Source organism: Streptomyces sp. NPDC051636, assembly GCF_044453765.1.
In the GTDB taxonomy this organism is placed as follows: Bacteria; Actinomycetota; Actinomycetes; order Streptomycetales; family Streptomycetaceae; genus Streptomyces.
On the sequence record NZ_JBITDA010000004.1, the window covers coordinates 44,171 to 70,319 of the forward strand.

The window sequence follows — 26,149 nt, forward strand, 5'->3', positions numbered from 1 at the left end:
ATACACAGGCTCCGTGGGCGGTGTGCGGTGATCACATGTGGGCGCCGTGGCTCGGCGCGGGCGCCGGGGCGTGGGCGATGAGGTGGCGTACGAGGGTGAGCAGGGTCTGGACGCTGGAGGAGGAGATGCGGGCGTCGCAGCGGACGACCGGGATCTCCGGATCGAGGTCGATGGCGGCGCGCACCTCCTCGGGGTCGTAGCGGTAGGACCCGTCGAACTCGTTGACGGCGACGATGAACCCGAGGCCGCGCTCCTCGAAGAAGTCGACGGCCGCGAAGCAGTCCTCCAGGCGGCGGGTGTCGGCCAGGATGACGGCGCCGAGCGCGCCCTCGGACAGCTCGTCCCACATGAACCAGAACCGCTCCTGACCGGGCGTGCCGAACAGGTACAGCACGTGCTGCGGGTCGAGAGTGAGGCGGCCGAAGTCCATGGCCACCGTGGTCTCGACCTTGTTCTCGATGCCGTCGAGGTTGTCGGTGGCGGCGCTGACCGTGGTGAGCAGCTCCTCCGTGCTGAGCGGCGCGATCTCGCTCACCGCGCCCACGAAGGTCGTCTTGCCCACCCCGAACCCGCCTGCCACCAGGATCTTCAGCGCGGTGGGGAACGGGTCAGAGCTGTCGTCGTAGTCCATCGAGCACTGCCTCCAGAAGAGACCGGTCAGTGGGGTTGTGGTGGAACACGGGGGGCTTGGTGGTGAGCGCCCCGCAGTCGACGAGGTCGGAGAGCAGCACCTTGGTGACCACCGCCGGCAGCTTCAGATGCGCGGCGATCTCGGCGACCGCGACGGGCGCCCGGCACAGCTCGAGCGCCTGGCCGTGCTCGGGGCCGACGTAGCCGAGGGGGGTGGCTCCGGTGGCCATCACCTGCGACATCAGGTCGAGGGCGATGGTGGGCCGGGTGCGGCCGTTGCTGACCGTGAAGGGGCGCACCAGCCGTCCGGCCGCGTCGTCCAGCCAGGGCCCGTCGCCGGCCGCGGCCACGCTCAAGGCCTCGTCGCCGTCGGTTCGACGCTGTGCTGGCGGGGTGCGGTCACCAGGTAGGGGCGGACGCTCTTGACCAGCATGGCCATCTCGTAGCCGAGGACGGCCGCGTCGGCCTCGCGGCCTGCCAGCACGGCGAGGCAGGTGCCGGAGCCGGCGGTGGTGACGAACAGCAGGGTCGAGTCGAGTTCGACGACGACCTGCCGGACGTCTCCGCCGTCGCCGAACCGGACGCCCGCGCTGCGGCCGAGCGAGTACAGGCCGGAGGCGAGCGCGGCCATGTGGTCGGCGCTGTCGGGGTCGAGGCCGTGCACGGACTTCACGAGCCCGTCGCAGGACAGGAGAACCGCGCTGGTGGTGTGCGGTACGCGCTGGACGAGGCCGCTCATCAGCCAGTCGAGGTCGGATACCTGGGCGGTCGGCGCATCGCTCGCCATGGTGGATCGACTCCTTGGGGTACGAAGGTCTGCGGGAGCGCTGGGGGTGGGGGTGGTGGGAACGGGGCTGAGGAGGGAGGTCATCCGGCCGGTGCGCTCCCATCCGGCCGGACGGTGGGATCGGCTCCGGGCGCGTGCGGGTGCGCCTCGGTCATGGGGGGTGCGTCCCTGTGGGCGGGGCGCAAGGCCTGGGCGTTGACGGGGGCCGCGTCCATGGGGAACGGCTCCTTGTCGGGCGGTTCCTGGGTGGGCGCCGTGCGGGTCGGTTCCGTGGGGGGCGGCTCCGTGGGGGACGGCTCCGTGGGGAGCGGCTCCCTACGGCGTGTCTCCGGCTGTGCCGACCGCACATGGGCCGACTCCACGTGTGCCGAGCCCGCTTGCCCCGCGCCCATGTCTGCCGAGCCCATGTCTGCCGGCCCCATGTGTGCGGAGCCCGCGTGCGGTGGCTCCATCTGGGCCGACTCCAGGTGCTGCTGCGCCTCGGCCAGGCCGACTCCCCGTTGGAAGGCCGCCATCAGGCCGGGGTCGTGGCCGACGAGGGTGTCGTTGTCCTGGCGTGGTGCCGGGCCGCCCCGCAGCTGGGGCGCGATGTGCTCCTGGGCGCGGCGCCGGGGCAGCTGGGGCTTGCCCATGGTGCCGCGCACCGTGCCGCCGCCGCGCGGAGCGGGGGCCGCGGCCGTGTCGTCCGCGACCGTCCGTCGTTCGTCGGGCCGGATGCCGGGCGTGGCCTCCGTGGGTGTGGGCCGCGCCGCGTGGGCGCCGCGCACCGGCAGAGGCGGCGGTCCGCCGTCGTGCGCGGGGGCAGCCGCCCGGACGGTCTCCTGCTGCGCGTGCCGGCGCCTGCCTGCGGGTGGCTCCGCGGCGATGCCCTGCGGACCGGGTCGCTGACCTGCCGGGGATCCGCTCCGCGGGACCGGCCGGCTCCCGCCCGGAGCACCGGCCGGGGTGTCGTCCCGGGGCTCCGTCCGGAACTGCGGCCGGGAGTCGGCCGGGGCCCCCGCCCCCGTGCCGGGCCCGCCTGTCGTCGTACCGGGCCCGCCTGTCGCCGTACCGGCCCCGTGAGCGGCACCGAGCGCCCTCCCCTGCCCGCCGGGACTCACGGCCGGTGCCCGCTGCCCCGGTGCCGGCGTCGGCGTCGGCGTCGGCGGTACCTGCCCCACGCGCGCCGTGCCGTGCGGCGGTGTCGGTGCCGCCGGGGCGCCGGAGGCGTCCGGCGGCGGCCCCAGCAGCCCCTGCGGCACGACCAGGACGGCCTGCACGCCCCCGTAGATGTTCGTCTGCAGCCGGACGGTGATGCCGTGCCGCCGGGCGAGCTGCGAGACCACGAACAGGCCGATACGGCCGTCCGCCAGCAGGCTGGCGACGTTGACCTGGTCAGGGTCGGCGAGCAGGGCGTTCATCCTGGCCTGCTCGTCGACCGGCATGCCGAGCCCGCGGTCCTCGACCTCGACGGCCAGCCCGGAGGTGACGAGGTTGGCGCGGAGCAGCACCGGGGTGTGCGGGGCGGAGAACAGTGTGGCGTTCTCGACGAGTTCGGCCAGCAGGTGGATGACGTCGGCGACGGCGTGCCCGCGCAGCCGGCCGTCGACGGGCGGGACCAGCCGGACCCGGGAGTACTGCTCGACCTCGGCGATGGCGGAGCGCAGTACCTCGGTCATGGAGACCGGGTTGCTCCACTGCCGCCGGGAGACGGCGCCGCCGAGCACGGCGAGGTTCTCGGCGTGCCGCCGGATGCGGGTGGCGAGGTGGTCGACGTGGAAGAGGCCCTTGAGCAGGTCGGGATCCTCGATCTCGTTCTCCAGCTCGTCGAGGATCGAGATCTCCCGGTGCACCAGGGACTGCAGCCGTCGGGCGAGGTTGACGAAGACCTCGAGCTTCTGTTCGCTGCCCGCCTGGCTGGAGAGCTGGGCGGCCTGGACGACGGCGGTGACGGCGCCGTCGTGCGCGCGGGCCAGGTCGGCGGCGAGCAGTTCGAGGTCGTCGGCGTCCTGCGCAGGCCCGCCGCGCGGCCCCCGCGGGGGCGGGTTCTCGCCGCGCCGCAGGGCCTCGACGAGGGCGCGCAGGTCGGCTTCGCCGCGCGCGGCGCTGCGGCGCAGGGCTCCGACGCGGTCGCTCACCGAGCGGGCGGCCCGGTCGGCGGCGACGGCGGCGATCAGGATGCCGGCGACCGTCACCGAGACCGATCCGGCGAGCACGGCCCACAGGGTGGGGCCGGGGCGCACTCCGGCGGACCTGACGGTGACCAGGACGGCCGCGCTGGCGCTGAGGGCGACCGCGACGGGCGGCAGCACCGCGAGGCGCATGAGCTGTGGCCGTATGCGGGTCTCGGGCAGTGCGGGAACGGGGCGGGCGACCGGCCGCCCGTGCCGGCCGCCCTCACGGCGGTCGGCGCGAGCGGCCGGTGCACGGAGGTGAGACATCGGTGTCCTCGTGGTCCTCGTACTGGTCCGTCGGGCCTGGTTCCCCGCGCGTCGTGCGCGAGGCGGGCATGCGCCATCGCGGTGCCGGGCGCGACAACCGACGAAATCCGGCCCTGCGTCGTCCGACGGACACTCACAGTAGTCGCCTGAGCATCATGTGCGGTGGGCAGTTGACAAAGTCCCCCGGAGAGGGTCCCGCTCTGGTATGAGGCGTCGTACGACAGACCGATAACCCTGACGGATCCACGGAACCGAGGCGGAGATTATCGATCCGACCTGGTCGGATTTGGTCACGAAAGGACGGTGAGGGCCGGGGAGTCCCCTGACTCCCCGGCCCTCACCGACCGCTCGTCGCCCGGCCGTCGTCCGCCTGCGCTCAGCCCGCCGGAACGGTCTCCGGGTCCCCTTCGTCCTCGGCCGTGCCGGCGGGAACGTCACCGGCCGTGCCGGCCTGGGCCCTGGCCGCCGAGCCGGCCGCCGTCCTGACCGCCGCCTCCGTGACGGCCTGCGGCCAGCCGCCCGCCGGCGCGTGCGCCACACCGCGCCACCACGGCTGGGACGGGACGGTCTCGGCGGTGGGTTCGAACGGCTCGCCGGGGCGGGGAAGGGCGATGTGGGCGTCGGCCGCGCGGGCGGCCGCGAGGGTGCCCTCGCCGGGGTCGGACCAGGCGTGGGGTGCCAGGTTGAAGGTGGCCCAGTGGATCGGCAGCAGCACGCCGGAGGGCCGGCCGCCCTGGAGGTCGAGGTGGGCGCGCATGCCCTCCTCGGGCGTCATGTGTATGTCGGGCCAGAATTCACTGAAAGCCCCGACCTGGATCATCGTGGCGTCGAACGGGCCGTGGTCGGCGCCGATGTCCTTGAAGCCCTCGAAGTAGCCGGTGTCACCGCTGTGGTAGATCCGGTGCTCCGCGCCCGCGACGGCCCAGGAGGCCCACAGGGTGTGCTGGGTGTTGCGCAGTCCGCGGCCGCAGAAGTGACGGGCCGGGGCGGCGGTCAGGGTGAGGCCGCCGACCTTGGTCGCCTCGTGCCAGTCCAGCTCGCGCAGCCGGCCCTCGGACACGCCCCACTGTTCGAGGTGGGCCCCCACGCCCAGCGGCACGGCGAAGAGGGTGTCCGTGCCGGCCAGCGCTTTGATGGTGGGCATGTCCAGGTGGTCGTAGTGGTCGTGCGAGATGACCACCACGTCGACCGGGCCGAGCGCGGCCAGGGGCAGCGGCACCGGGTGCAGCCGCTTGGGGCCGGCGAAGGGGAACGGGGAGCAGCGCTCGCCCCAGACGGGGTCGAACAGCACGCGCTGCCCGTCGATCTCCGCGAGCACGCTGGAGTGGCCCATCCAGGTCAGCCGCAGCCCGGTGGCGGGCGGCCGGGCGAGGTCGGCCAGGGTGGTGGCGTGCACCGGGACCGTGCCGTGGGGGGAGCGCCGGGGCCGTGTCTCCCGGTCGAAGAACACCTTCGCGAAGTCCAGCGTGGAACCGGAGGGCCGGGTCCGGGCGGTGCCTCCGGGGTTCTGGAAGACGCCGTCCTTGAAGTGGGGCGATCTGCGGATGCGCGCCATGCGCTCACCGCCGGGATCCGCGCCGAAGGCCGCGGGCCGCAGCGCGCGGAGCCCGGAGCTCAGAGAACCCGAACCGGTCACGGTACCTCCAGGGGGAGTCGGCGAGGCCACCCATTATGGTCGGCCGCTACGACAGCCCGGGGTCGGCGGGGTGACGGGACGCGGACGGGACGCTTCCGTGGGCCTTGGTCCGGTCGGCCCGGAGCCCGGGTACTGCCGGCTATGACACCCCCTCTGATGTCGTCGGTCTGGACGGACCACGTCACCGGCCGCCGGGGATTCCTGGTCGTCGACCGGCTGGTGCGGGGCGTGGCCGGCGGCGGTCTGCGGATGCGGCCCGGCTGCACGCTCGAGGAGGTGACCGGCCTTGCCCGTGGCATGACCATGAAGGAGGCGCTGCACTACGACCCCGACGGCCGGTACGTACCTCTGGGCGGCGCCAAGGGCGGCATCGACTGCGATCCGCAGGCCCCGGAGGCGTACGGGCTGCTGGTGCGCTACCTGCGGGCCATGCGGCCGTACGTCGAGAGCTGCTGGACCACCGGTGAGGACCTCGGGCTCACCCAGGACCTGGTCGACCGGGCCGCCGCCGAGGCGGGGCTGGAGTCGTCCGTCCAGGCCGTGTACCCGCTGCTCGACGACGAGGCCGCGGCCCGGCGGCGGCTCGCGGACGCCTTCGCCCTGGAGGTGGACGGCATCGGCCTGGACGAACTGGTCGGCGGCTGCGGGGTGGCCGAGTCGGTGCTCACGGCCCTGGACCGGGCCGGGGTGGCGCATGCGGGGACGCGGGTGGCGGTGCAGGGGCTGGGCACCATGGGCGGGGCCACGGCCCGCTTCCTCGCGCGCGCGGGACTGCGTATCGTGGCCGTCGCCGACATCAAGGGCACGATCGCCAACGCGGCCGGTCTCGACGTCGATGCGCTGCTCGCCGCGCGGGACGCGTACGGCACCGTGGACCGGGCCGTGCTGCGCCCCGCCGACCGCGAACTGCCGGGCGAGGCCTGGTTGTCCGCCCGGGCGGAGGTGGTGGTGCCCGCTGCGGTGTCGTACGCGATCGACACCGCGAACCAGGACCGCGTCACCGCCCGCTGGATCGTCGAGGCGGCCAACATGCCGGTCCTCCCGGCGGCGGAGGAAGCGCTGTCCGCGCGCGGGGTGACCGTGCTGCCGGACGTGGTGGTCAACTCCGGGACGAACGCCTGGTGGTGGTGGACGCTCTTCGGGGACATCGGCCCGGACGCGGCGGAGGCGTTCGCCTGCACCCGGCGCTCGATGCGCGCCCTGGTCGAGGTGATGCTCGCGCGCGCGGAGGCCGACGGAACGACTCCGCGGGCCGCCGCGCACGCCCTCGCGGCCGACCGGCTGCCGGTGATCGCGGAGCGTTTCGGCTGGTACCGGTGACCGTGCCGCCGCCGGACAGGCCCTAGGGTGACCGCGTGGCGAGAGTGCGGTTGAGCGTGGCGGAGCGGCGGGAGGAACTGCTGCGGGCCGCCGTCGAGCAGATCGAGGCGCGGGGCGTGGCGGCGGTACGGATCGCCGACGTGGCCTCGTCGCTCGGCGTGAGCAACGCGCTGGTCCTCTACCACTTCCAGACCAAGGAGAAGCTGGTCGCAGCCGCCTTCACGTACGCGGCCGAGGGCGACCTCGCCCACCTGCGCAAGCTGCTGGGCCGCCGTACGTCCGCGCTGCGCCGGCTGCGGGCCGCCGTGCGCTGGTACGCGCCCACCGGCCAGGCCAAGGGCTGGCGGCTGTGGATCGAGGGCTGGGCGGTGGCACTGCGCGAACCCGGCCTCCAGGAGGTCACCCGTGACCTGGACCGGCAGTGGAAGGCGGCGATCGCCGAAGTCATCGCCGAGGGGGTCGCCGCGGGCGAGTTCCACTGCCCGGACCCGACCGGCTCGGCCCTGCGCCTGACGGCCCTGCTCGACGGCCTCGCCGTCCAGCTGACGTCGTACGCGGGCGCGGTAGCCCGGTCGCGGGCCCAGGAATGGATGGACGAGGCCCTCGCCCGGGAACTGGGCCTGGACCGCGACGGGTTGACGGAGGGGTAGCGTTCCACGGAGGGACGGTTCGGGCCGGGCCGCCCGGAGAGCCGCGCCCGGCTAGCCGGCGCGGAGCCCTCGTCCCGACTCCCGGCCAGTACGAACGGAGCCCGGGCAGCCCGCCGGCAGCGACTCCCGCAGACCTCCGTCCACGCCGAACCGCGGAGCGCCGTGCGCCCCCGCTCCGCCGTACGACGACACCGCGGCGGGACACCGTACGGGACCACCGTCGCCCCGCACGCGCGTACCCGCCGCCGTACACCCCGGCCATCCGCTGCCGGCCCCCGGAGGGAACCCGCTCAGGCCACCGAGGCGATCCGCATCTTGATGTCGTCCGGGGACAGCGCGCCCTTGGCCGTCACGTGGTCGCCGGACGATTCGCCGCGCAGGCGGCGGCCGATCCAGGGGACCAGGTACTCGCGGGCCCAGTGGACGTCGTCGCGGCGGACCTCGAGCGTGCCGCGAGGCGGGAGCGGGGGCCAGGGCTGCTCCGGGTCGGCCGGGATCTCGAGGCCGAGGACCTGGCCGGCGCGCAGGGCCACGCGCGTGTGCCCCTCGGGCGAGAGGTGCAGCCGGTCGTCGTCCCAGGCACGCCGGTCCTGGATCGTCTTGAGGGACCACAGGTCGAGCACGGGACAGCCGTACCGGTCGGCGATGGCCCGGACATGCCCGTTGTACGTGGCGATCTTGCCGCGCAGGTGCTTGAGCACGGGCACGCCACGGGTGTCGAAGCCGGTCGTCACCATGACCGTGCCGGCGACGGAGGCGAGTTGTGCCACCGCCCGCTCGAAGCGCTCGGCCACCTCGTCGGGGTCGGTTCCGGGGCGGATGATGTCGTTGCCGCCCGCGCAGAAGGAGACCAGGTCCGGGGCGAGTTCGACGGCCCGCGGGAGCTGGTCCGCCATGATCTGGTCGAGCAGCTTGCCGCGCACCGCGAGGTTCGTGTACCTGAAGTCGCCCTCGGGCCGCCGGTCCGCGAGCAGTACCGCGAACCGGTCGGCCCAGCCGACGAACGCCCCATCGGGGCCGGGGTCGCCCACGCCCTCGGTGAAGCTGTCCCCCACCGCCACGTACGACCCGATCACTGATCTGTTGTCACTCTTCGAATCGTCTGCCACATCGGACCATGATTCACCTTGGGGTGTGACTTACGCGACCGTAATACGGGCTTGACGGTCGGTGAGATAAGCCACTCCTCCGGCATGCGTCATCCGGGAATACGCCACACCCGGAAGCCGGTGATCCGAGACGATCCGGACGCGCTGGGGTTCGTTCGCGACGAGCAGGGGCCCGGTGCAGTCGTAGACCAGGGGGCGGACCCCGGCGTCGCCGACGTAACGGCGCAGCCGGGTGGTGGTGTTGGAGTTGGCGCCGTAGCCGGCGTAATACGTCTTCAGGTAGTCGTACTCCTCGAGCCCGCCTCCCCGCGGCGTCGCGAAGAGGTCGCCGGGGAAACGGACGCCGGCCGCGTTCCAGAAGTTGTTGAGGTCCGAGACGCGGCCGTTGGCCCCGCCCTGCGACGCCGGCGGGGCGGTGTACTCCAGGACGTACGGCCCTTCGAGCCACCGGCGGAACCAGACCGTCGCGCCGCTGGGCACGTCGATGTCCAGCAAGCCGTGGGAGGCGGTGACGCTGCCGCCGTCCTGCAGTTCGGTCACCCACTGGCCGAGACCGTGCCGGAAGTCGTCGTGGGCGGGGTGCGGGCTGCCGGACAAGGGCCCCCAAGGCTGCAGAAGGCCTTGCTCCTGATGGAGGTCACTGTGCCCGGGCCCCGGCCCCGCTGTCGACACACCGAAGGCCGGACCCGGGGATCGGGGGTCCGGCCTTCGGTCACCCAGGGACGGGCGACGCGGTCGTCAGGCGACGGCGACGCCGTGCGAGCGGAGGTAGGCGACGGGGTCCACGTCCGAGCCGTAGTTCGGCGTGGTGCGGATCTCGAAGTGCAGGTGCGGGCCGGTCACGTTGCCGGTCGCGCCGGAGAGGCCGATCTGCTGGCCCGCGGCCACGGTCTGGCCGGCCGAGACGGAGAGCGAGGAGAGGTGGCCGTACTGGGCGTAGTAGCCGTCGGCGAGCCTGATCACGACCTGGTTGCCGTAGGCGCCGCCCCAGCCCGCGGAGACGACCGTGCCCGCACCCACGGCCTTCAGCGAGGTGCCGGTCGGGACGACGAAGTCGACGCCCGTGTGGTGGCCGCTGGACCACATGCTGCCCGCCACGTGGTAGCCGGTGCCGACGGTGGCGCTGGCCACGGGGAGCGTGAAGCCGGCGGAGGTGTTCGCCGACGCGGGGGACGACGACCGGGACGCCGACTGCGACTGGGACCGCGACGTGGACCCGGACTCCGACTGCGACTTCGACTTCACGGACGACGAAGACCCGGCGGAGGCGGAGGACTTGCCGCCCGTCTGCGCGGCCTTCTTGCCGAGCGTGAGCTTCAGGCCGGGGTGGATCAGCGAGGGGTCGCTGCCGACGGCCTCGCGGTTGTCCTCGTAGAGCCGGTGCCAGCCGCCGCTGACGTGCTGCTCGTCGGCGATCTTGGAGAGGTAGTCGCCGGTCCTCACCGTGTAGGTGCGTGCGCCCGGCTGTGCCGCGGAGACCTTCTTCCCGGCCACCGGTACGGTCTGGACGGCCTTTTCCGAAACGGAATCCTTTGCGGTGGCCGCGTGGGCACCGGTGGCGCCCATGAGAGGCAGGGCGAGCGCGGCGCCGCCCGTGCCGGCGACGGCGATCGAGCGCGTGAAACGCCGGGTCTTGGGACGGCGGTGTTTACCCTTCGCGGGCATGGCGAATTCCTCTCCGACGCCTGCGAGGTGAGCTGTCGGGTTCGGGCTGGAGCTGCCCGGCCGCGCGCGGGGCGCGGCTTCACCCCTAGCCGTCCCGGAGACCGGAACAGGCAGTCGTACCTGGTGGGTCCCCCGCTCCTGCCGTGCACGGGTGAGTGTGTGCGGGCTCCGGGCGGCGGCAGGATTCGGCGTTCCGTCCGGATTGATGGCGAACGTAAGCGAGCAGGACGCGAAGGGACAACCAGATGGTTCCCTCTGTCCGCGTTTCACGTGATCCGTTACGGGAATTCCCGGTCACCCTCCGTGAATTCGATGCGTCTTCGTTGCATCAAATCCCAGGAAGATCCCGCGGATTACGTGGACATGACGCGCGACGGACGGTCACGAATATGACGCTCCTCACGCACCCCATCCCCATGGCCCCCTAATTCACAGCGACTTGGAATGAAGGGTCTAATTCGGACAGAAAGCTCAGATGCGACACAGGCGGAGAACCGTCGCATCGAAGTCGCCGCGCAGCCCGGTGCGCAGCCCGTGGTGCAGCAGCACGGCACCCCGGTGAACTTCGCCCGTTTCGCGGCATTCGTACGACGCCGTGGGGTCGAGGCCGCGCAGCCGCAGCGCCGGGACCGGCTCGCCGTACCGCTGCGCCTGGAGCCAGGCGAGGACGACGGCCTCGTCCCCGAGCTCGCGGAAGCGCAGCCGGAGTTCGCCGTCGTCGGTGTCGTACGTCTCGAGGCCCACTCGGTATCGCGCCGCTGTCCGGCGCGCAAGGACGGGGCGGGCCTGACGAAGCGGGGGCCGCCCTCGACCGGATACTCCTCGCGGCCGTCGAGCGGGGACTCGAAGGGCCGGTAGCCGGGCAGCGGGTGCTCGGCGAGGGCCTCGGCGTCGGCGAGCGCGATCCTGGGGCCCCAGTGGAGCCAACATCATCAAGCGCTCTTGGCCGCGGAGGCAACGCCTGTGGACAACTCATTGCCCGGGAAAACCGATGTCGTATCGTCGACAGGGTGCCCGCCGACGAGCCGCGACGGCGGGAACGGCTGGGAGGAGCCCCCGTGACGCAGCAGATCCCGTCGACCGAACCGGAGCTGACCGGAGTGCGCAACTTCCGGGACGTGGGCGGTCTGCCCACGGTGGACGGACGGCGGGTGCGCTACGGGGTGCTGTTCCGCAGCGGGCACCTCGCGCACGCGACCGACGAGGACGCGGCGTTCCTCGCCTCCCTCGGGCTGCACACCATCTTCGACTTCCGCAACGCGGCCGACCACAGGCTCGAGGGACCGGACGTCGAACTGCCCGGCGTGCGCAACGTGAACCTGCCGCTGAGCGACCCGGCGGACGGCGCCGAGTTCTGGACGATGGTCCGCGACGGCGACCTCGACCAGCTGCGCGCGCTCCTCGCGGACGGCAAGGCGGCGAACCGGATGATCGCCTCCTACCGCAAGATCATGAAGGAGCGCACCGCCGAGCACTCCCGGGTGCTGCACGCGCTCGCCGAGGACAGCGTCCCCGCCCTGATGCACTGCGCGGCCGGCAAGGACCGCGCAGGCCTGTCCATCGCCGTCACACTGCTCGCCGTGGGCGTGGAGCGGGACGCGATCCTGGCCGACTACCTGGAGTCGAACGCCAAGCACCGCCGCTACAAGGTGCGCCGCAGCGGCAGCTCCGACTCGGCGTACTCCTCCGAGGTCATGGAGCTCCTCGGCCCGCTGTTCGACGCGCGTGCCGAGTACCTGACGGCGGCGTTCGAGACGGTCGAGGAGACGTGGGGCGGCGTGGACGCCTACCTGGAGCAGGGGCTCGGGGTCACGCCGGAGATCCGGGAACGGCTGCGGGAGCGGCTGCTCGACTGACGAAGTTCCGCAGGGCGGTCAGCCCTTCGCGCCCACCGCGAACAGCAGGTAGACGAAGGCTGCCAGGATGTGGCCGACGGCGATGTAGATGATCAGCCGGACCCACAGGGCGCGGGGGAACTTCTCCTCCAGGTCGGTCATGTCAGGTCTCCGGTCAGGGGGCCCAGGCACAGGGCGGCCGTGGGGCTCTGCAGCAGGGTGTGGACGAAGAGGAGCTCGACGCCGTCGTGGTCCTCGGCGGCGAGGCGGTGCGGGGTCAGCGAGTCGAAGTGCGCGCTGTCGCCGGGCGCGAGCAGGTGAGCGGTGTCCCCGAGGCGCAGCCTGAGCCGGCCCTTGAGGACGTACAGCCACTCCTCGCCCGGGTGCACGCGCACCATGTCGCCCTGGGAGCCGTACGGCACGCGGACGCGCAGGGCCTGCATCCCGCGGCCGGGTGCGCCGGACTGCCAGTACGTCCAGCCGCCCGCCCGGGTCGGTTCCATGTCGGCGGCGCGCACGATCGCGTCCCGGTCCGCGACCGTCTCGCCGAGCAGCTCCGAAACGGTCGTACCGTAGGTACGGGCCAGAGCGAGCAGCATCGGCAAAGAGGGCTGGCGCTGCCCGGTCTCCAGGCGGGAGAGGTGGGCGGGCGAGAGCCCGGCCGCGCGGGCCGCCGCCTCCAGGGTGAGGCCGGCGCGGCGGCGCAGCGCGCGGAGCTGAGGAGCGACGGCGGGCAGGTCGCCGACCGGCCCGGCCGACGGCTCGGGTCCGTGTTCGTGCGGGTGCTCGGCTGCGGAGGAGTTCATGCCTCCATTGACCCGCGGCCTTGTCCCGGCGGCAAATTTCTTGCCCGCCAGGCAAAACGGCCTCGGGTCCTCCGGCTCAGCGGTTGGCCACCGCCTGCTTGATCAGCGTCTTGCCGAAGTCCCACATCAGGCCGCCGCCGTTGTGCGCGTCGTCCATCACGGCGGTGAACGCGTCGACGAACCGGTCCACCTCCCGCTCGCCGATGACCAGCGGCGGGATCAGCTTGATCACCTCCAGGTGGTCACCGGAGACCTGGGTGAGGATCCGGTGCCGCTGCAGCAGCGGGACGACCACCATCTGGGCGAACAGGCCCTTGCGCGCGGCCTGCAGCATGGTCCAGCGGCTGCGCAGCTTCAGCGACTTCGGCCTGCCGAACTCGATGCCGATCATCAGGCCCCGGCCACGGACGTCGGCGAGCAGCTCGTACTTGCCGGTCAGGTCCGCGAGCCGGGACTTCAGCTGCTCCCCGGTGGCGCGGGCGTTGGCCACGAGCTGCTCGTTCTCCATGACCGACAGCACGGCGAGCCCGGCCGCCATGGCCTGGGCGTTGGAGCCGAAGCTCGCCGAGTGGACCAGCACCCGGTCCATGGACGAGTAGACCTTCTTGAAGATCCAGTCCTTGCCGAGGGTGGCGCCGACCGGGACGTACCCGCCGGACAGGGCCTTGGCGACGCACACCAGGTCCGGTTCGACGCCGTCCTCGTGCTGGTAGGCGTAGAAGTCCCCGGTGCGGCCGAGGCCGGTCTGCACCTCGTCGGCGATGAGCAGGGCCTTGTGCTGGTGCAGCAGTTCCTGCGCGGCCCGCAGACAGCCGGGCGGGGCCTCGTGGACGCCCTTGCCCTGGATCGGCTCGACGATCAGGGCGGCGACGTCGCCCTTCTTCAGCTCCCGGGCCAGGGCGTCGAGGTCGCCGAGGGGTACGGCCGTGTCGGGCAGCAGCGGGGCGAAGCCGTCCCGGAAGCCGTCCTCGCCGTTGACCGACAGGGATCCGGTGGTCAGGCCGTGGAAGGCGTGGTCGCAGTACAGGATCCTGGGTTTCCCGGTGGCGTACCGGGCGAACTTCAGCGCGGTCTCCACCGCCTCCGTCCCGCTGTTGCCGAAGAACGCCCTCTCCAGGTGCGGGCTGTGCGCGAGGAGCTTCTCGGCCAGCAGGCCGGGCAGCGGCTGGCAGTCGAAGCGGGTCAGGTCGGCGAGAGACGCGTCGAGGACGTCGTGCAGCGCCTTGCGGACGACGGGGTGGTGGCGGCCCAGGCCCATCACCCCGAACCCGGCGAGCATGTCCAGGTAGTCGTCGCCGTCCGCGTCCCAGAAGTAGGCGCCCTCGGCCCGCTCGTAGACCCTGTCGAAGCCGATGGTGTGCAGCATGCGCGGGAGCTGGTGGTTGAGGTACCTGGCGTGCAGCTCGTAGCGCTCGGCTCCGCGCTCGGCCAGGAGTGCGCCGAGGTCGAACTCCGTGGTCATTCAGTTGTCTCCTGTTTCTCCCTGCCCGGGCCGGCGGTGTCCCTGGCGGCCAGGCTCGCGCTGATCCGTCCGGCCACCTCGACCGGCGTGAGGCCGATGTCGGCCAGCACCTCGCCGCGCTTGGCGTGCGCGAGGAACTGCTCGGGGATCCCGAACCGCCGCACGGGTACGTCCACGTCGGCGTCCCCGAGGGCCAGCGCCACGGCGGAGCCGACACCGGCCGCGCGGCTGTTGTCCTCCACGACGGCCACCAGGCGGTGTCCGGCTGCCAGGCCGGGCAGCGCCGGGTCGACGGGCTTGACCCAGCGCGGGTCCACCACCGTGCAGTCGATGCCGCGGGCCTCCAGCAGCTCGGCGGCCTGCAGGCACACCTGTGCCATGACGCCGACGGCCACCAGGAGCACCTCGGGGCGTTCGGCGCGGTGCAGGACGTCCATGCCGCCGACGTGGCCGACGGCCGGGATCCGAGGGCCGACCGACTCCTTCGGGAAGCGGACCAGCGTGGGCGCGTCGTCGACGGCGACGGCCTCGCGCAGCTGGGCGCGCAGCTGGTCGGCGTCGCGCGGGGCGGCGATTCTCAGGCCGGGGACGACCTGCAGGACCGACATGTCCCACATGCCGTTGTGGGAGGGACCGTCGACTCCGGTGACGCCCGCGCGGTCCAGGACGAACGTCACCCCGCAGCGGTGCAGGGCCACGTCCATCAGGAGCTGGTCGAAGGCGCGGTTGAGGAAGGTGGCGTAGACGGCGACGACCGGATGCAGGCCGCCGGTCGCCAGGCCCGCCGCCGACACGGCCGCGTGCTGTTCGGCGATGCCGACGTCCCACACCCGGTCCGGGAAGCGTTCGGCGAACTTTGCCAGCCCCACCGGGTGGAGCATGGCCGCCGTGATCGCCACGACGTCGTCCCGCTCCTCGCCGATCCGCACGATCTCGTCCCCGAACACCGAGGTCCAGGAAGGCGCGTTGGAGGGCGTGAGGGGCGCGCAGGTCAGCGGGTCCATCACGCCGACGGTGTGGAAGTGGTCCTGCTCGTGGGCGAGGGCTGGTTCGTAGCCGCGCCCCTTCTCGGTGAGGCAGTGGACGAGGACGGGGCCGTGGAAGCGTCTGGCCCGGCGCAGCGCCGACTCGACGGCCATGATGTCGTGGCCGTCGATCGGCCCGACGTACTTCAGGCCCAGGTCCTCGAACATGCCCTGCGGGGCGAAGGCGTCCTTGAAGCCCTTCTTCGCGCCGTGCAGGGACTCGTACAGCGTGTTGCCGACCAGCGGGGTGCGCAGCAGGACGTCCTTGCCCCAGGCCAGGACCCTCTCGTAGCCGTCCGTGGTGCGCAGGGTGGCCAGGTGGTTGGCGAGGCCGCCTATGGTGGGCGCGTAGGAGCGCTCGTTGTCGTTGACGACGATGATCAGCGGCCGGTCCTTGGCGGCCGCGATGTTGTTGAGCGCCTCCCAGGCCATGCCGCCGGTGAGCGCGCCGTCGCCGATGACCGCGACGACGTGGCCCTTCCCGCCCTGCACCTGGCGGGCCTTGGCGAGCCCGTCCGCCCAGCCCAGCGCGGTGGAGGCGTGGCTGTTCTCGATGACGTCGTGCTCGGACTCCTCGCGCGAGGGATAGCCGGACAGGCCGCCCTTGCCGCGCAGCTTGGAAAAATCCTGACGGCCGGTCAGCAACTTGTGCACATAGCTCTGGTGGCCGGTGTCCCACAGGATGCGGTCCACCGGTGACTCGAAGACCCGGTGGAGCGCGATGGTCAGTTCCACCACCCCCAGGTTGGGCCCGAGGTGGCCGCCGGTGCGTGCCACCGCGTGCACCAGGAACTCGCGTATCTCCTCCGACAGTTCACCGAGATCCGCCTCGGACAGCGCCTTCAGGTCGCGTGGTTGCCGGATCGTCTCCAGAATCGTCACGTCGGGCCCCCTCTAGGTCCGTGCCTGGCTTCGGACTCACTTCATCTGCTCGGCGAGCTTCATTGCTTCCTCGATGAGGGTCTCCACGATCTTCGACTCGGGTACGGTCCTGACGACCTCGCCCTTGACGAAGATCTGGCCCTTGCCGTTGCCGGAGGCGACGCCGAGGTCGGCCTCGCGGGCCTCTCCGGGACCGTTGACGACACAGCCCATCACCGCGACGCGCAGCGGCACTTCCATGCCCTCCAGGCCGGCCGTGACCTCGTCGGCCAGCCTGTAGACGTCCACCTGGGCACGCCCGCAGGACGGGCAGGAGACGATCTCGAGCCGGCGCTGTCTGAGGCCCAGGGACTGAAGGATCTGGATGCCGACCTTGACCTCCTCGGCGGGCGGCGCGCTGAGCGACACCCGGATCGTGTCACCGATCCCCCTGCTGAGCAGTGCGCCGAAGGCCACGGCCGACTTGATCGTGCCCTGGAAGGCGGGGCCCGCCTCCGTCACCCCGAGGTGCAGCGGATAGTCGCACCGCTCGGCCAGCTGCCGGTAGGCCTCGATCATCACGACCGGGTCGTTGTGCTTGACCGAGATCTTGATGTCCCGGAAGTCGTGCTCCTCGAAGAGGGACGCCTCCCAGAGGGCCGACTCGACCAGCGCCTCCGGCGTGGCCTTGCCGTACTTCTGCAGCAGCCGCCGGTCCAGCGAGCCGGCGTTCACACCGATGCGGATCGGCGTGCCGTGGTCCTTGGCCGCCTTCGCGATCTCCTTGACCTTGTCGTCGAACTGCTTGATGTTGCCCGGGTTCACGCGGACCGCCGCGCAACCCGCCTCGATCGCCGCGAACACGTACTTGGGCTGGAAGTGGATGTCCGCGATCACCGGGATCTGCGACTTGCGGGCGATCGTCGCGAGCGCGTCCGCGTCGTCCTGCGTCGGGCAGGCCACCCGCACGATCTGGCAGCCGGACGCGGTCAGCTCGGCGATCTGCTGGAGCGTGGCCCCGACGTCGGACGTACGGGTCGTCGTCATCGACTGCACCGACACCGGAGCCCCGCCCCCCACCGCCACCGGACCGACCTGGATCCGCCGCGACTCACGCCGCGGCGCCACCGGCCGGACCGGCACCTCGGGAACGCCCAGGGGAATGGCGGTCATGGCACTACTCGCGGTTTCCGTTGACGGTCTCGCGCATGGCGCGCAGGGACTCCTTCAGGGATCCCATGGTGGCCAGCACGGCAGTGGGCTCGTACCCGCAGTGCGCCATGCAGTTGGCGCAGCGCGGATCCTTGCCGCGGCCGTACTTGTCCCAGTCGGTCTCCTCGATGAGCTCACGGTACGTCGGCACGTACCCGTCGCTCATCAGGTAGCAGGGCCGCTGCCAGCCGAAGAGCGAGTAGTTCGGGATCGCCCAGGCGGTGCACGGGAAGTCGACCTTGCCCTCCAGGAAGTCCAGGAAGAGCGGGGAGTGGTTGAGCCGCCAGCGGCGCCGGTTGCCGCCCGCGAAGGCCTTCTTGAACAGCTCGCGGGTCTGCTCCACGCCCAGGAAGTGCTCCTGGTCGGGCGCCTTCTCGTAGGCGTAGGCGGGCGAGATCATCATCTCGTCGACCTTGAGGTCGTCGTTGAGGAAGTTGAGCACCTCGATGACGGTCTGCGGGGTGTCGGTGTTGAAGAAGGTCGAGTTGGTGGTCACCCGGAAACCACGCCGCTTGGCCTCCTTGATGGCCTCCACCGCCTCGTCGAACACGCCCTCCTTCGCAACGGACTCGTCGTGCCGCTCCCGCAGCCCGTCGATGTGCACGGCGAACGCGAAATAGGGGGAGGGCTTGAACAGGTCCATCTTCTTGCGCAGCAGCATGGCGTTGGTGCACAGGAAGACGTACTTCCGCTTCGCCACCAGCTGACGCACGATCTCGTCGATCTGAGGATGCATCAACGGCTCGCCGCCGGCGATGGACACCATGGGCGCACCGGATTCGAGCACCGCCCCCACGGCCTGCGCGACCGGCATGCGCTGCTTGAGCACCCCGGCCGGGTGCTGGATCTTGCCGCAGCCCTCGCACTTCAGGTTGCAGGCGAAGAGCGGCTCCAGCTCCACGATCAGCGGAAACTTGTCCCGCTTACGGAGTTTCTGTTCGGCCAGGTATGTAGCGACCTTGATGGACTGACGCAGCGGCATGGCCATCTGGCTCACCTCCGGGGGAGCAGTAACGAACGGTGCCATTCGTAGAAAGCGGGAAGTACGGAACGAAGAACGCGGAAAGCTGATATTCCACCGCGCACCGTGCCGATCCGGACGAGTTCATGTTCTGGAGCGTCCACGACCACTCGTACGGCCGCAACGGGGCGCTCGCCCGCGCGGACGGCGCTCAGGAGTGTGGCCGCCGACTCCATGTCGACCGCGACTGCGCCGGTCGCGCGCAGATCGGACCGCTCCTGACCACGGACGACGTGGTCGGAGCCGGTGAGCGGGCCGGTGTGGACGGGACGCCCGGGCAGGGTGCGCGCGAGTTCCTTGACGAGCAGATCGGTGCCGACGCACGGGACGGTCCCGCGCGGGTCCCGGGTCTCCTCGGCGACGACCAGGTCGCCGGGGTGCATACCGGGGGCGAGTCCCGCGCAGAAACCGGTGGCCAGGACGGCGGCCCCGGCGCATTCGGGTGCGGCCAGGAGGCGGGTGACGGACCGTTCCGCCGCCTTCGGCCCCATGCCCGTGCGCAGCACGGTGACCGGCCCGCCGGCGCCGCCGCGGTCGCGCCTGCGCAGGGCGAGGTGCTCGATGCCGAGCGCGCAGGCGATCAGCAGCGGGGCCGGGGCGGGCTGGGTGCTCATCAGCTCCCCTCGGCCTCGGCGAGCGGCACCTTGACGGACTGCGCCGCGGACTGTGCGGCGGACTGCTGGGCCGGCTTCTCGGCGAACGGCTCGCCGTGCAGGTAGCGGCCGAGTGCGGTGAGCGGGAAGACCTGCCGGTAGAGGTGGTAGTTGATGGAGAAGTCCCAGGGGAAGCCGGTGCCGGTGAAGTACGGCTCGTCCCAGGAGCCGTCCGCCCGCTGGGTGGCCGCGAGCCACGCGATGCCGCGCTCGACGGCCTTAGAGCCGTGCTCCCCCGCCGCGAGCAGCGCCATCAGCGCCCATGCGGTCTGGGAGGCGGTGGAGGCGCCGCGGCCGCTCCACTCCTTGGCGTACTTGTAGGAGCGCAGGTCCTCGCCCCAGCCGCCGTCGTCGTTCTGCACCGACTCCAGCCAGGCGACCGCCCGCCGGATCGCGGGATGCGAGCCCGGCAGCCCCGCCGCGGTCAGGGCGGGCACCACGGACCCGGTGCCGTAGACGTAGTTGACGCCCCAGCGCCCGAACCACGAGCCGTCCGGCTCCTGTTCGGCCAGCAGCCACTGGATGCCGCGCCGGGTGCGCGGGTCGTGGGCGAGACCCTCGACCGCGAGCATCTCGACGACGTGCGCGGTGACGTCCGCCGAGGGCGGGTCGATGACCTCACCGAAGTCGCAGAACGGCAGCCGGTTGGGGAACGGGCTGGTGTTGTCGACGTCGAAGGCGCCCCACGCCCCGTTCTTCGACTGCATCCCGAGGTTCCAGCGCACCCCGCGCCCGATGGCCTTCTCCACGCGCTCCGGGTCGTGGTGCCTGACCCGGCGCAGGGCGAGGACGACTTCGGCGGTGTCGTCGATGTCCGGGTAGTTGTCGTTGTGGAACTCGAACGCCCAGCCCCCCGGAGGCAGTTGGGGCCGCTGGACCGACCAGTCGCCGGGCCGCACCACCTGCTCGCCCAGCATCCAGTCGGCGGCCTTGACGAGCGCCGGGTGGTCCGCGGGGAGCCCTGCGTCGGCGAGCGCGATGGTGGCCAGGCAGGTGTCCCACACCGGCGACTGGCAGGCCTCGATCATCCGGGCCCCGTCCTCCCGCCAGACGGCGAAACGGTCCAGCGACTCCAGGCCCGCGCGCATCACGGGGTGCTCAAGGTCGTAGCCCAGCAGGTAGAGGGCGATGACCGAGTACACGGCGGGCGGCTGGATACCGCCCCAGCAGCCGTCGTTCTCCTGCCGTTCGATGATCCAGCGGGCGGCGGAGTTCATGGCGGCCCGCCGGAGTCTGCGCGGCGCGACCTTTCGCAGCCGGTGCAGCGCCTTGTCCAGGCGCTGGAAGGCACCGTCCCAACTCGCGGCCGGGGCAAGCGGCTTGGCCGGGTTGGGGTCGGCCGGGTCGGTGTGCAGCTCGTCGAGCGGGAAGGGCGCGGGACGCACCGGGCGCTTCGCGGACACGATGGTGAGCGGCACGATGGTCTGCCGGGCCCAGCAGCCGAAGTCGTAGATGTTGAGCGGGAACCACTTGGGGAAGTAGATGAGCTCCGGCGGGAGTTCGGGCAGGTCCTCCCACTTCCACCAGCCGAACAGGGCCAGCCAGATCCGGGTGAAGACACGGGAGGCGGCGATGCCGCCCCGCTCGCGGATCCAGGCCGAGGCCCGGGCCATGTGGGGCGCGTCGGGCTCGTCACCGGCCAGGCGGAGGGCGACGTAGGCCTCGATGGTGGCGGAGAGTTCGCCGGGGCCGCCGTAGAAGGTGGCCCAGGTGCCGTCCTCGCGCTGCTCGCCGCGGATGAAGAGGGCGGCGGCCCGGGTGGTCGCCTCGTCGCGGATGCCGAGGAACTGACGCAGCAGCAGGTCCTCGGCGTCCATCGTGACGTTGGTCTCGAGGTCGCCCTTCCACCAGCCCTCGGCGTCCTGCCGGGACAGCAGGAAGTCGGTGGCGCGCTGGGCGGCGCGTGCGGCGGCTTCGTGCACCCCGGCCGCCACGGGGGTGGTGATGTCGGTGTCGCTGGCCGCGGCAGCGCGGGACGGCAGTGTGGCCCCGGTGCTTCCGTCGGTCGTCGCTGTCATGGCTTCCCCTTCGTGCAGTCGTGCGCGTCGTGCTGCTGTGGGTCCGCCGTCGGCCGGTGCGCGGGTGCTGTGCGGGGCACCGGCCGGCGACTACGCGAGGGCTGTTCGAGCGATAGTGATCATCTCTTCCGTACGACGACGAAGTCGGCGAGCGCCGTGAACGCGGCCCGGACCCGCTCGGGCATGTCGACGGCGTCGAGCGCCTCGACGGCGATGGCGTGCTGACGGCGCGCCTCCTCGGCCGTCCACTCGCGGCCGCCCGCCTCCTCGATGAGGGCGGCGCGGGCCGCGAACTCCTCCTCGGAGAAGTTCTCGAAGCCGCTGCTCTTGGCGTCCGCGGCGAGGATCTCGCCGAGCCGCTCGGAGGCTTCTCCGCCCGCCGCGAGCGCGGCCACCACCGGCAGCGACTTCTTGCGCTGGCGCAGGTCGCTCCAGGTCTGCTTGCCAGTGGCCTCCGGGTCGCCCCAGATGCCGAGGAGGTCGTCGACGGCCTGGAAGGCGAGGCCGAGGTGGTAGCCGTACTTCTCCAGCGTGTCGGCGGTGTGCTCGTCGGCGCCGCCGAGCACCGCGCCGATGGAGGACGCGCAGGCGAGCAGGGCACCGGTCTTGTTGCCCTCCATCTCCAGGCACTCCTCGACGCTGACCCGGTCGCGGTGCTCGTAGGAGATGTCCTGCGCCTGACCGTCGATCAGGGCGCGGGTGGCGGTGGTCAGACGGCGGGTGGCGCGGCCCGCCTCGGCCGTGCCGAGCTCCAGGAGGATCTCGTTGGCGAGGGCGAACAGCGCGTCGCCGACGAGGATGGCCTGGGCGGGGCCGTGCACCTTCCAGACGGTGTCGCGGTGACGGCGCTGTTCGTCGCCGTCCATCAGGTCGTCGTGCAGCAGCGAGAAGTTGTGGACCAGTTCGACGGCGACCGCGCCGGGGATGCCGGTCTCGGGCGTGGCGCCGGTGACCTCGGCGGAGAGCACGGCGAGGGCGGGACGTACGGCCTTGCCGCCGTCGCCGTCGGCCGGGTTGCCCTGCGCGTCGATCCAGCCGAAGTGGTAGGCGGCGACCGTGTCCATGGGAGGGGCCAGGCGGTCGACGGCCGCCCGCAGCACCGGTGTGGCCAGGGTCCGGCCGCGCTCCAGAAGCGCGGTCACGTCCACCGCGGTCTCTCGAGCGGCCGTCTCGGCCGGGGGCACAGTGGGCACAGAATCTCCTCTTGTTGCGGTGCCGGGGGTGCGGGGGCCTGCCGCGTGCCGGTCGGGCATCAGGCCGCCTCCTCGAACTCGAAGAGGTGGCGGGGGCGGGGCCGGCCGAGGGCGCTCAGCGCGGCGTCGGCCGCGCTCACTCCACTGCGGACCGCACTCTCCATGGTCGCGGGCCACCCCGTGGCGGTCCACGCTCCGGCCAGGTAGAGGCCGGGGGCCTTGGTGCGGGCACCGGGCCGCAGCCGCCCGACGCCGGGGGCGGGGGCGAACGTCGCCGTGCGCTCCCGGGTCACGAAGAAGTCCTTCACCTCGGCGCCGCGCGCGAGGGGCAGCAGCCGCTGAAGCTCGGGCAGGTAGCGCTCGCGCAGTGCGGCGACCGGCTCGTCGATCTCGTCGTGCGCGGCCGACTGGGACAGGGCGAGGTACTGGCCCTCGCGCAGTCCGGATGTCCCGGTGCGGTCGAAGACCCACTGCACGGGCGTGCCCAGGGCGGCGAAGAAGGGCCTGCCGAGCACCTTGCGGTCGTAGACGACGTGCACGTTGAGGATCGGCGCGGTGCCGATCGCCAGCAGTTGCTCGGGGGCGTCGAGGGCGCCGGGCGGCAGCAGGCCGTGCGTCTCGCCCTGCGGTACGGCGAGCACGACCGCGTCGGCTTGATGCGTCTCGCCGGGAACCTGAACGCTCCAGGTCCCGTTTTCGTTGGTAGAGACGGAGGTGACGCGTGTACGGACCTCGGTACGCACGCCCGCGGAGTCGAGCGCCCTGCGGGCCAGCCGGTCGTGCAGTTCGCCCAGCGGCACTCGGGCCCAGCCGATGTCGGCCGCACCCGGGTCGGACAGCAGACCGGTCTTGAACACCATCGCGGCGAGCCCCAGCGAGGCGTCGCCCGCGACCGCGTTGAGGGTGGCGACCCCGACCAGGTCCCACAGGGCCTCGACGGCACGCGCCGACTGGCCGTGGGCGGCCAGCCAGCTGCCGAAGTCCTGTGTGTCCAGGCTCGGATCGGCGAGGTCGAGCCCCTTGAGCGCGAGCGCGGCACGCCCGACCCCGGCCCGTTCGGCGAGTGACAGGTGCGGGTAGGTGGCCAGGCTCCGGCCCAGGTGCAGGGGCACGGGCAGCGCGTCGCGCCGCAGCCTGCCGAGCCGCCGGCCCTCGGGCCTGGTGACGTCGAGGACGGGCACGTCGAGACGGTCCTGCAGCGGTGCCAGGGCCGCGCCCTCGATCCGGTCGAGGAACCATCGGTAGGCGGTGCAACAACGCAGGTACACGTGCTGTCCGTTGTCGACGGTCAGTTCGCCGCGCTGGAAGGAGAAGGCGAGGCCGCCCAGCCTCGGCCTGCCCTCGAGCAGGGTGACGCGGACGCCCGCGTCCGCGAGCGTGAGCGCCGCCGTGATCCCGGCCAGCCCGCCGCCGACCACCACGGCGGTGCGCCCGGCGTGTCCCGGTGTGGCGTGGCTGTCAGCGGACGGTCGGTCGGACCGCGTGCCGTCGGTCATCGTGCGCCTTCCTGTGCAGGCCCGCCGAGCTGCTGGAACGGTGCACGGCCGGCCGTCGCAGTCAGGGACGCCGCGGCGCACCGGAGGGTTGCGTGCCGCATGCCGGGGGTGGAGGCCTCCTCACCCATGGGGTCCATCAGGCGCGCCTCCTGACGGTCCGCCGGGACACGTGCCGGGTCACGTGCCGGGTGTCGAGCCCGGACAGGCCGCGCACCGCGACGTAGGCCTTCTCGCGTCCGGGCAGCGAGACCCGGCCGCGCAGCACGGCCTCCGGGTCGCGCTCGATGCGGTCGAGCAGACGGCGGTAGATGCCGGCCATGGCGGCGACGCAGGCGCCGCTGCGCCGGTCGAGCATGGGCAGCAGCCGGTAGCCCTCGGCGAAAAGAGCGCGGGCCCGTCGCACTTCGAAGTGCACGAGGCCCGCGAAGTCGGAGCCCTCCGGTGGCGTCGGTCCGCCGAGGCCTGCCGAGCAGCCGAATTTGGCGAGGTCGTCGGCGGGCAGGTAGGTGCGGCCGTCCTCGGCGTCCTCGCGGATGTCTCTGAGGATGTTGGTGAGCTGCAGGGCGAGCCCGAGGGTGTCGGCGTACTCGGGTGCACGCTCGGCGCCGCGCGCCCCCGGTTCCGTGCCGAACACGCCGAGCGAGAGCCGGCCGATGGCGCCGGCCACGCAGCGGCAGTACACCTTCAGATCGTCCCAGGTCTCGTAGGTCTCGCCGCGCACGTCCATCAGGACGCCGTCGATGAGTTCGTCGAGGCCGCCGAGCGGGATCGGGAAGGACCGGGCGGCGTGGGCGAGGGCGACCGCGACCGGGTCGGTGTCGTCCTCGCCGACCGCGCCCTCGCGGACCCGGGTCAGCAGCGCCCGGGTGTCCGTCAGCCGCGCGGTCTTGACGTCGTCCGCCAGCGCGCCGTCGCCGATGTCGTCGACACGCCGGGAGAACGCGTACAGCGCCGACATCGCGCGGCGCTTGGGCGTTGGCAGCAGCCTGATGCCGTACGCGAAGTTACGGGCCTGCTGCCCGGTGACGGCCTCGCAGTAGCGGTAGGCGGCGAGTACCGGTGCGGACACGTGCGGCACAGACTCCACGGTCCGGATCACCCCTCTCCTCGCAGAGTCACGCCCACCTCACGCAGCAACTGAGCCTTGCCGGGCTTGGGCGGGCCGGGAAGTACGTCGTATTCGGCGGCGGCGATCGCGCGGATCGCCGCCTTTCCTCCCGCCACGAACCCCGCGAGCAGCAGCTTCAGCCTGCCGTGGACGCTACCCACCAGGGGGGCGCCTTCATTCAGCAGATCGCGGGCGCGTTCCGCTTCGTACGCAACCAGTGCGCGCACCGATGCGCCCGCGGTCGTCGTGGCGAGATCCGCCTCCTGGACGTGAAAGCGTTTCATGTCCGCGGCGGGCAGATAGATCCGGTCGCGGCCGAGGTCCTCGGTGACGTCCTGGAGGTGTTCGACGATCTGGAGAGCGGTGCAGACCCGGTCGGAGAGACGGATCCGCTCGGGGGTGGAGGTACCGGTGACGGCGAGGACGAGACGGCCGACGGGGTTGGCGGACAGTTCGCAGTAGGCGAGCAGGTCGTCGTAGGTCTCGTACCGCGCGACGAGCTGGTCCTGGCGGTTGGCGGCGATCAGTCCGAGGAACGGCTCGGGGGTGAGCGAGCGGCGGCGGACGGTCGGCTGGAGGCGGCGCAGCAGGGGGTGGCGAGGGGTGGAGCCGAAGACCCGGCGCAGGTCGGTCTCGAAGGCGTCGAGGAGGACGAGGCGGTCCTCGGCGTCGGTGGCCGACACGCCGAGCAGCCGGGCGTCGGCGCCGCCCGGTGCGAGGTCGCCGTCGCCGATGTCGTCGACGAGACGGGCGAAGCCGTAGACGGCCATCAGGTCGTCGCGCCAGGCCCGGGGCAGGAAGAACGGTGCCACGGGGAAGTTCTCGCCCGCGGCCTTGTCGAGTGTGGCGCGCTCGGTCCCGCGCGCCGTCGTGTCGGTTCCCGTCACCGTGCGCTGCCCGTGGCGGGGACGGCACATGCTGCGTTGAGCTGGGGAGTTTCCGTAGCCATTGCCGTCACATCTCCCGTTCTACACCGCCGACCCAAAACTCACTATTTCGGACACGCCGCCCTGCCGTCCGCAGGGCGGCCCTGGTGGGGGGCGTCGCGCATTATCGCCCCACTTGCCGCTTTCCGGGACCGGTACAGCTTACGTTGTACAACGCAGCGAGGGCCGTCGGGGTGTCCTGCACATCACAACAACACACCGATTGGCGTCAAGATTCCTGACGCCGACCGGAGTTGACGTTTCCTTTGCGGACGCAGGGCCCCGCCGGGAAGGTTCCGGCGGGGCCCGGGCCGAG

General features: G+C 72.2%; 23 protein-coding genes, 2 pseudogenes and 1 riboswitch. Of the genes and pseudogenes, 3 read left to right on the forward strand and 22 right to left on the reverse strand.

Annotation, left to right across the window (positions count from 1 at the left end; all coding sequences use genetic code 11):
• Positions 1–31 precede the first annotated feature (31 nt).
• The 5 genes from ACIBBH_RS09780 to ACIBBH_RS09800 form a co-directional block, all read right to left on the reverse strand.
• Positions 32–631: a GTP-binding protein gene (locus ACIBBH_RS09780; RefSeq protein ID WP_399403720.1), complete on the reverse strand. Its 600-nt coding sequence runs from the start codon at positions 629–631 to the stop codon at positions 32–34.
• On the reverse strand, positions 609–980 hold the full coding sequence (locus ACIBBH_RS09785) for a DUF742 domain-containing protein (protein WP_399403721.1): 372 nt from the start codon (positions 978–980) through the stop codon (positions 609–611). Before ACIBBH_RS09785 ends, ACIBBH_RS09780 begins: the two co-directional genes overlap by 23 nt.
• 2 nt (positions 981–982) lie before the next feature.
• Positions 983–1,417 carry a roadblock/LC7 domain-containing protein gene (locus ACIBBH_RS09790; RefSeq protein ID WP_399403722.1) on the reverse strand — a complete coding sequence of 145 codons (435 nt, stop codon included), beginning with the start codon at positions 1,415–1,417 and terminating at the stop codon, positions 983–985.
• Positions 1,418–1,497: 80 nt separating this feature from the next.
• A complete protein-coding gene (locus tag ACIBBH_RS09795; RefSeq protein WP_399403723.1) occupies positions 1,498–3,837 on the reverse strand; it encodes an ATP-binding protein in 2,340 nt (779 codons plus the stop codon).
• A 376-nt stretch (positions 3,838–4,213) separates the two neighbouring features.
• The gene (locus ACIBBH_RS09800) at positions 4,214–5,473 is read right to left on the reverse strand and encodes an MBL fold metallo-hydrolase (protein WP_399403724.1); all 1,260 of its coding nucleotides are present in this window, start codon (positions 5,471–5,473) and stop codon (positions 4,214–4,216) included.
• A gap of 141 nt (positions 5,474–5,614) precedes the next feature.
• On the opposite strand from ACIBBH_RS09800, the gene ACIBBH_RS09805 reads away from it, so the two are divergent.
• Together ACIBBH_RS09805 and ACIBBH_RS09810 are read left to right on the forward strand one after the other, a co-directional pair.
• Positions 5,615–6,793 carry a Glu/Leu/Phe/Val dehydrogenase dimerization domain-containing protein gene (locus ACIBBH_RS09805; RefSeq protein ID WP_399403725.1) on the forward strand — a complete coding sequence of 393 codons (1,179 nt, stop codon included), beginning with the start codon at positions 5,615–5,617 and terminating at the stop codon, positions 6,791–6,793.
• A 35-nt stretch (positions 6,794–6,828) separates the two neighbouring features.
• A complete protein-coding gene (locus ACIBBH_RS09810; RefSeq protein WP_399403726.1) occupies positions 6,829–7,443 on the forward strand; it encodes a TetR/AcrR family transcriptional regulator in 615 nt (204 codons plus the stop codon).
• A gap of 290 nt (positions 7,444–7,733) precedes the next feature.
• Here the strand turns inward: ACIBBH_RS09810 and ACIBBH_RS09815 are convergent, their stop codons facing one another.
• From ACIBBH_RS09815 to ACIBBH_RS09830, 4 genes and pseudogenes are all read right to left on the reverse strand, one after another.
• Positions 7,734–8,519: an SGNH/GDSL hydrolase family protein gene (locus tag ACIBBH_RS09815; protein WP_399403727.1), complete on the reverse strand. Its 786-nt coding sequence runs from the start codon at positions 8,517–8,519 to the stop codon at positions 7,734–7,736.
• A 63-nt stretch (positions 8,520–8,582) separates the two neighbouring features.
• Positions 8,583–9,149 carry a DUF6250 domain-containing protein gene (locus ACIBBH_RS09820; RefSeq protein ID WP_399403728.1) on the reverse strand — a complete coding sequence of 189 codons (567 nt, stop codon included), beginning with the start codon at positions 9,147–9,149 and terminating at the stop codon, positions 8,583–8,585.
• 141 nt (positions 9,150–9,290) lie between these two features.
• A complete protein-coding gene (locus ACIBBH_RS09825) occupies positions 9,291–10,217 on the reverse strand; it encodes a peptidoglycan DD-metalloendopeptidase family protein (RefSeq protein ID WP_399403729.1) in 927 nt (308 codons plus the stop codon).
• A gap of 4 nt (positions 10,218–10,221) precedes the next feature.
• Positions 10,222–10,381, reverse strand: a riboswitch (cyclic di-AMP (ydaO/yuaA leader).
• A 307-nt stretch (positions 10,382–10,688) separates the two neighbouring features.
• Positions 10,689–10,901: pseudogene (locus ACIBBH_RS09830) on the reverse strand (GH36 C-terminal domain-containing protein); the annotation flags it as partial.
• 374 nt (positions 10,902–11,275) lie between these two features.
• On the opposite strand from ACIBBH_RS09830, the gene ACIBBH_RS09835 reads away from it, so the two are divergent.
• Positions 11,276–12,073, forward strand: coding sequence for a tyrosine-protein phosphatase (locus ACIBBH_RS09835; protein WP_399403730.1), 798 nt, complete (start codon positions 11,276–11,278; stop codon positions 12,071–12,073).
• Positions 12,074–12,091: 18 nt separating this feature from the next.
• Here ACIBBH_RS09835 and ACIBBH_RS09840 read toward each other — a convergent pair whose 3' ends face one another.
• The 13 genes and pseudogenes from ACIBBH_RS09840 to hpnC form a co-directional block, all read right to left on the reverse strand.
• Complete coding sequence (locus ACIBBH_RS09840) at positions 12,092–12,214, reverse strand: DUF6126 family protein (RefSeq protein WP_399403731.1); 123 nt, start codon at positions 12,212–12,214, stop codon at positions 12,092–12,094.
• Complete coding sequence (locus ACIBBH_RS09845) at positions 12,211–12,858, reverse strand: helix-turn-helix domain-containing protein (protein WP_399403732.1); 648 nt, start codon at positions 12,856–12,858, stop codon at positions 12,211–12,213. The genes ACIBBH_RS09840 and ACIBBH_RS09845 overlap by 4 nt, the downstream gene beginning before the upstream one ends.
• Positions 12,859–12,934: 76 nt before the next feature.
• Positions 12,935–14,320, reverse strand: coding sequence for an aspartate aminotransferase family protein (locus tag ACIBBH_RS09850; protein WP_399403733.1), 1,386 nt, complete (start codon positions 14,318–14,320; stop codon positions 12,935–12,937).
• Entirely contained in the window at positions 14,317–16,227 is a 1,911-nt protein-coding gene (gene dxs / locus ACIBBH_RS09855) for a 1-deoxy-D-xylulose-5-phosphate synthase (protein ID WP_399403734.1), read from the reverse strand. The genes ACIBBH_RS09850 and dxs overlap by 4 nt, the downstream gene beginning before the upstream one ends.
• Before the next feature lie 36 nt (positions 16,228–16,263).
• A complete protein-coding gene (gene ispG / locus ACIBBH_RS09860; RefSeq protein WP_399403735.1) occupies positions 16,264–17,379 on the reverse strand; it encodes a flavodoxin-dependent (E)-4-hydroxy-3-methylbut-2-enyl-diphosphate synthase in 1,116 nt (371 codons plus the stop codon).
• A gap of 4 nt (positions 17,380–17,383) precedes the next feature.
• The gene (gene hpnH / locus ACIBBH_RS09865; protein WP_399403736.1) at positions 17,384–18,406 is read right to left on the reverse strand and encodes an adenosyl-hopene transferase HpnH; all 1,023 of its coding nucleotides are present in this window, start codon (positions 18,404–18,406) and stop codon (positions 17,384–17,386) included.
• A 5-nt stretch (positions 18,407–18,411) separates the two neighbouring features.
• A complete protein-coding gene (locus tag ACIBBH_RS09870; protein WP_399403737.1) occupies positions 18,412–19,053 on the reverse strand; it encodes a 1-hydroxy-2-methyl-2-butenyl 4-diphosphate reductase in 642 nt (213 codons plus the stop codon).
• A complete protein-coding gene (gene shc, locus ACIBBH_RS09875) occupies positions 19,053–21,110 on the reverse strand; it encodes a squalene--hopene cyclase (RefSeq protein WP_399403738.1) in 2,058 nt (685 codons plus the stop codon). Before shc ends, ACIBBH_RS09870 begins: the two co-directional genes overlap by 1 nt.
• A 119-nt stretch (positions 21,111–21,229) precedes the next feature.
• Complete coding sequence (locus ACIBBH_RS09880; protein ID WP_399403739.1) at positions 21,230–22,363, reverse strand: polyprenyl synthetase family protein; 1,134 nt, start codon at positions 22,361–22,363, stop codon at positions 21,230–21,232.
• Positions 22,363–23,880: a hydroxysqualene dehydroxylase HpnE gene (gene hpnE / locus ACIBBH_RS09885; RefSeq protein WP_399403740.1), complete on the reverse strand. Its 1,518-nt coding sequence runs from the start codon at positions 23,878–23,880 to the stop codon at positions 22,363–22,365. Before hpnE ends, ACIBBH_RS09880 begins: the two co-directional genes overlap by 1 nt.
• Positions 23,859–23,936 (reverse strand): annotated as a pseudogene (locus ACIBBH_RS09890) (DUF6380 family protein); the annotation flags it as partial. The gene hpnE and the pseudogene ACIBBH_RS09890, both read right to left, overlap by 22 nt.
• Positions 23,936–24,898 (reverse strand): presqualene diphosphate synthase HpnD, encoded by a 963-nt coding sequence (gene hpnD / locus ACIBBH_RS09895; RefSeq protein ID WP_399403741.1) that lies wholly within the window; start codon positions 24,896–24,898, stop codon positions 23,936–23,938. The pseudogene ACIBBH_RS09890 and the gene hpnD, both read right to left, overlap by 1 nt.
• A complete protein-coding gene (gene hpnC / locus ACIBBH_RS09900) occupies positions 24,895–25,824 on the reverse strand; it encodes a squalene synthase HpnC (protein WP_399403742.1) in 930 nt (309 codons plus the stop codon). The genes hpnD and hpnC overlap by 4 nt, the downstream gene beginning before the upstream one ends.
• Positions 25,825–26,149: the final 325 nt, after the last annotated feature.

Excerpts from the sequence above, each read along its gene's own strand:
- ACIBBH_RS09780 (WP_399403720.1), bottom strand. The coding sequence starts at position 631 with ATGGACTACGACGACAGCTCTGACCCGTTCCCCACCGCGCTGAAGATC.
- ACIBBH_RS09790 (WP_399403722.1), bottom strand. The coding sequence starts at position 1,417 with ATGGCGAGCGATGCGCCGACCGCCCAGGTATCCGACCTCGACTGGCTG.
- ACIBBH_RS09795 (WP_399403723.1), bottom strand. The coding sequence starts at position 3,837 with ATGTCTCACCTCCGTGCACCGGCCGCTCGCGCCGACCGCCGTGAGGGC.
- ACIBBH_RS09805 (WP_399403725.1), top strand. The coding sequence starts at position 5,615 with ATGACACCCCCTCTGATGTCGTCGGTCTGGACGGACCACGTCACCGGC.
- ACIBBH_RS09825 (WP_399403729.1), bottom strand. The coding sequence starts at position 10,217 with ATGCCCGCGAAGGGTAAACACCGCCGTCCCAAGACCCGGCGTTTCACG.
- ACIBBH_RS09840 (WP_399403731.1), bottom strand. The coding sequence starts at position 12,214 with ATGACCGACCTGGAGGAGAAGTTCCCCCGCGCCCTGTGGGTCCGGCTG.
- ACIBBH_RS09845 (WP_399403732.1), bottom strand. The coding sequence starts at position 12,858 with ATGAACTCCTCCGCAGCCGAGCACCCGCACGAACACGGACCCGAGCCG.
- ACIBBH_RS09850 (WP_399403733.1), bottom strand. The coding sequence starts at position 14,320 with ATGACCACGGAGTTCGACCTCGGCGCACTCCTGGCCGAGCGCGGAGCC.
- ispG (WP_399403735.1), bottom strand. The coding sequence starts at position 17,379 with ATGACCGCCATTCCCCTGGGCGTTCCCGAGGTGCCGGTCCGGCCGGTG.
- hpnH (WP_399403736.1), bottom strand. The coding sequence starts at position 18,406 with ATGGCCATGCCGCTGCGTCAGTCCATCAAGGTCGCTACATACCTGGCC.
- ACIBBH_RS09870 (WP_399403737.1), bottom strand. The coding sequence starts at position 19,053 with ATGAGCACCCAGCCCGCCCCGGCCCCGCTGCTGATCGCCTGCGCGCTC.
- shc (WP_399403738.1), bottom strand. The coding sequence starts at position 21,110 with ATGACAGCGACGACCGACGGAAGCACCGGGGCCACACTGCCGTCCCGC.
- ACIBBH_RS09880 (WP_399403739.1), bottom strand. The coding sequence starts at position 22,363 with ATGCCCGACCGGCACGCGGCAGGCCCCCGCACCCCCGGCACCGCAACA.
- hpnC (WP_399403742.1), bottom strand. The coding sequence starts at position 25,824 with ATGTGCCGTCCCCGCCACGGGCAGCGCACGGTGACGGGAACCGACACG.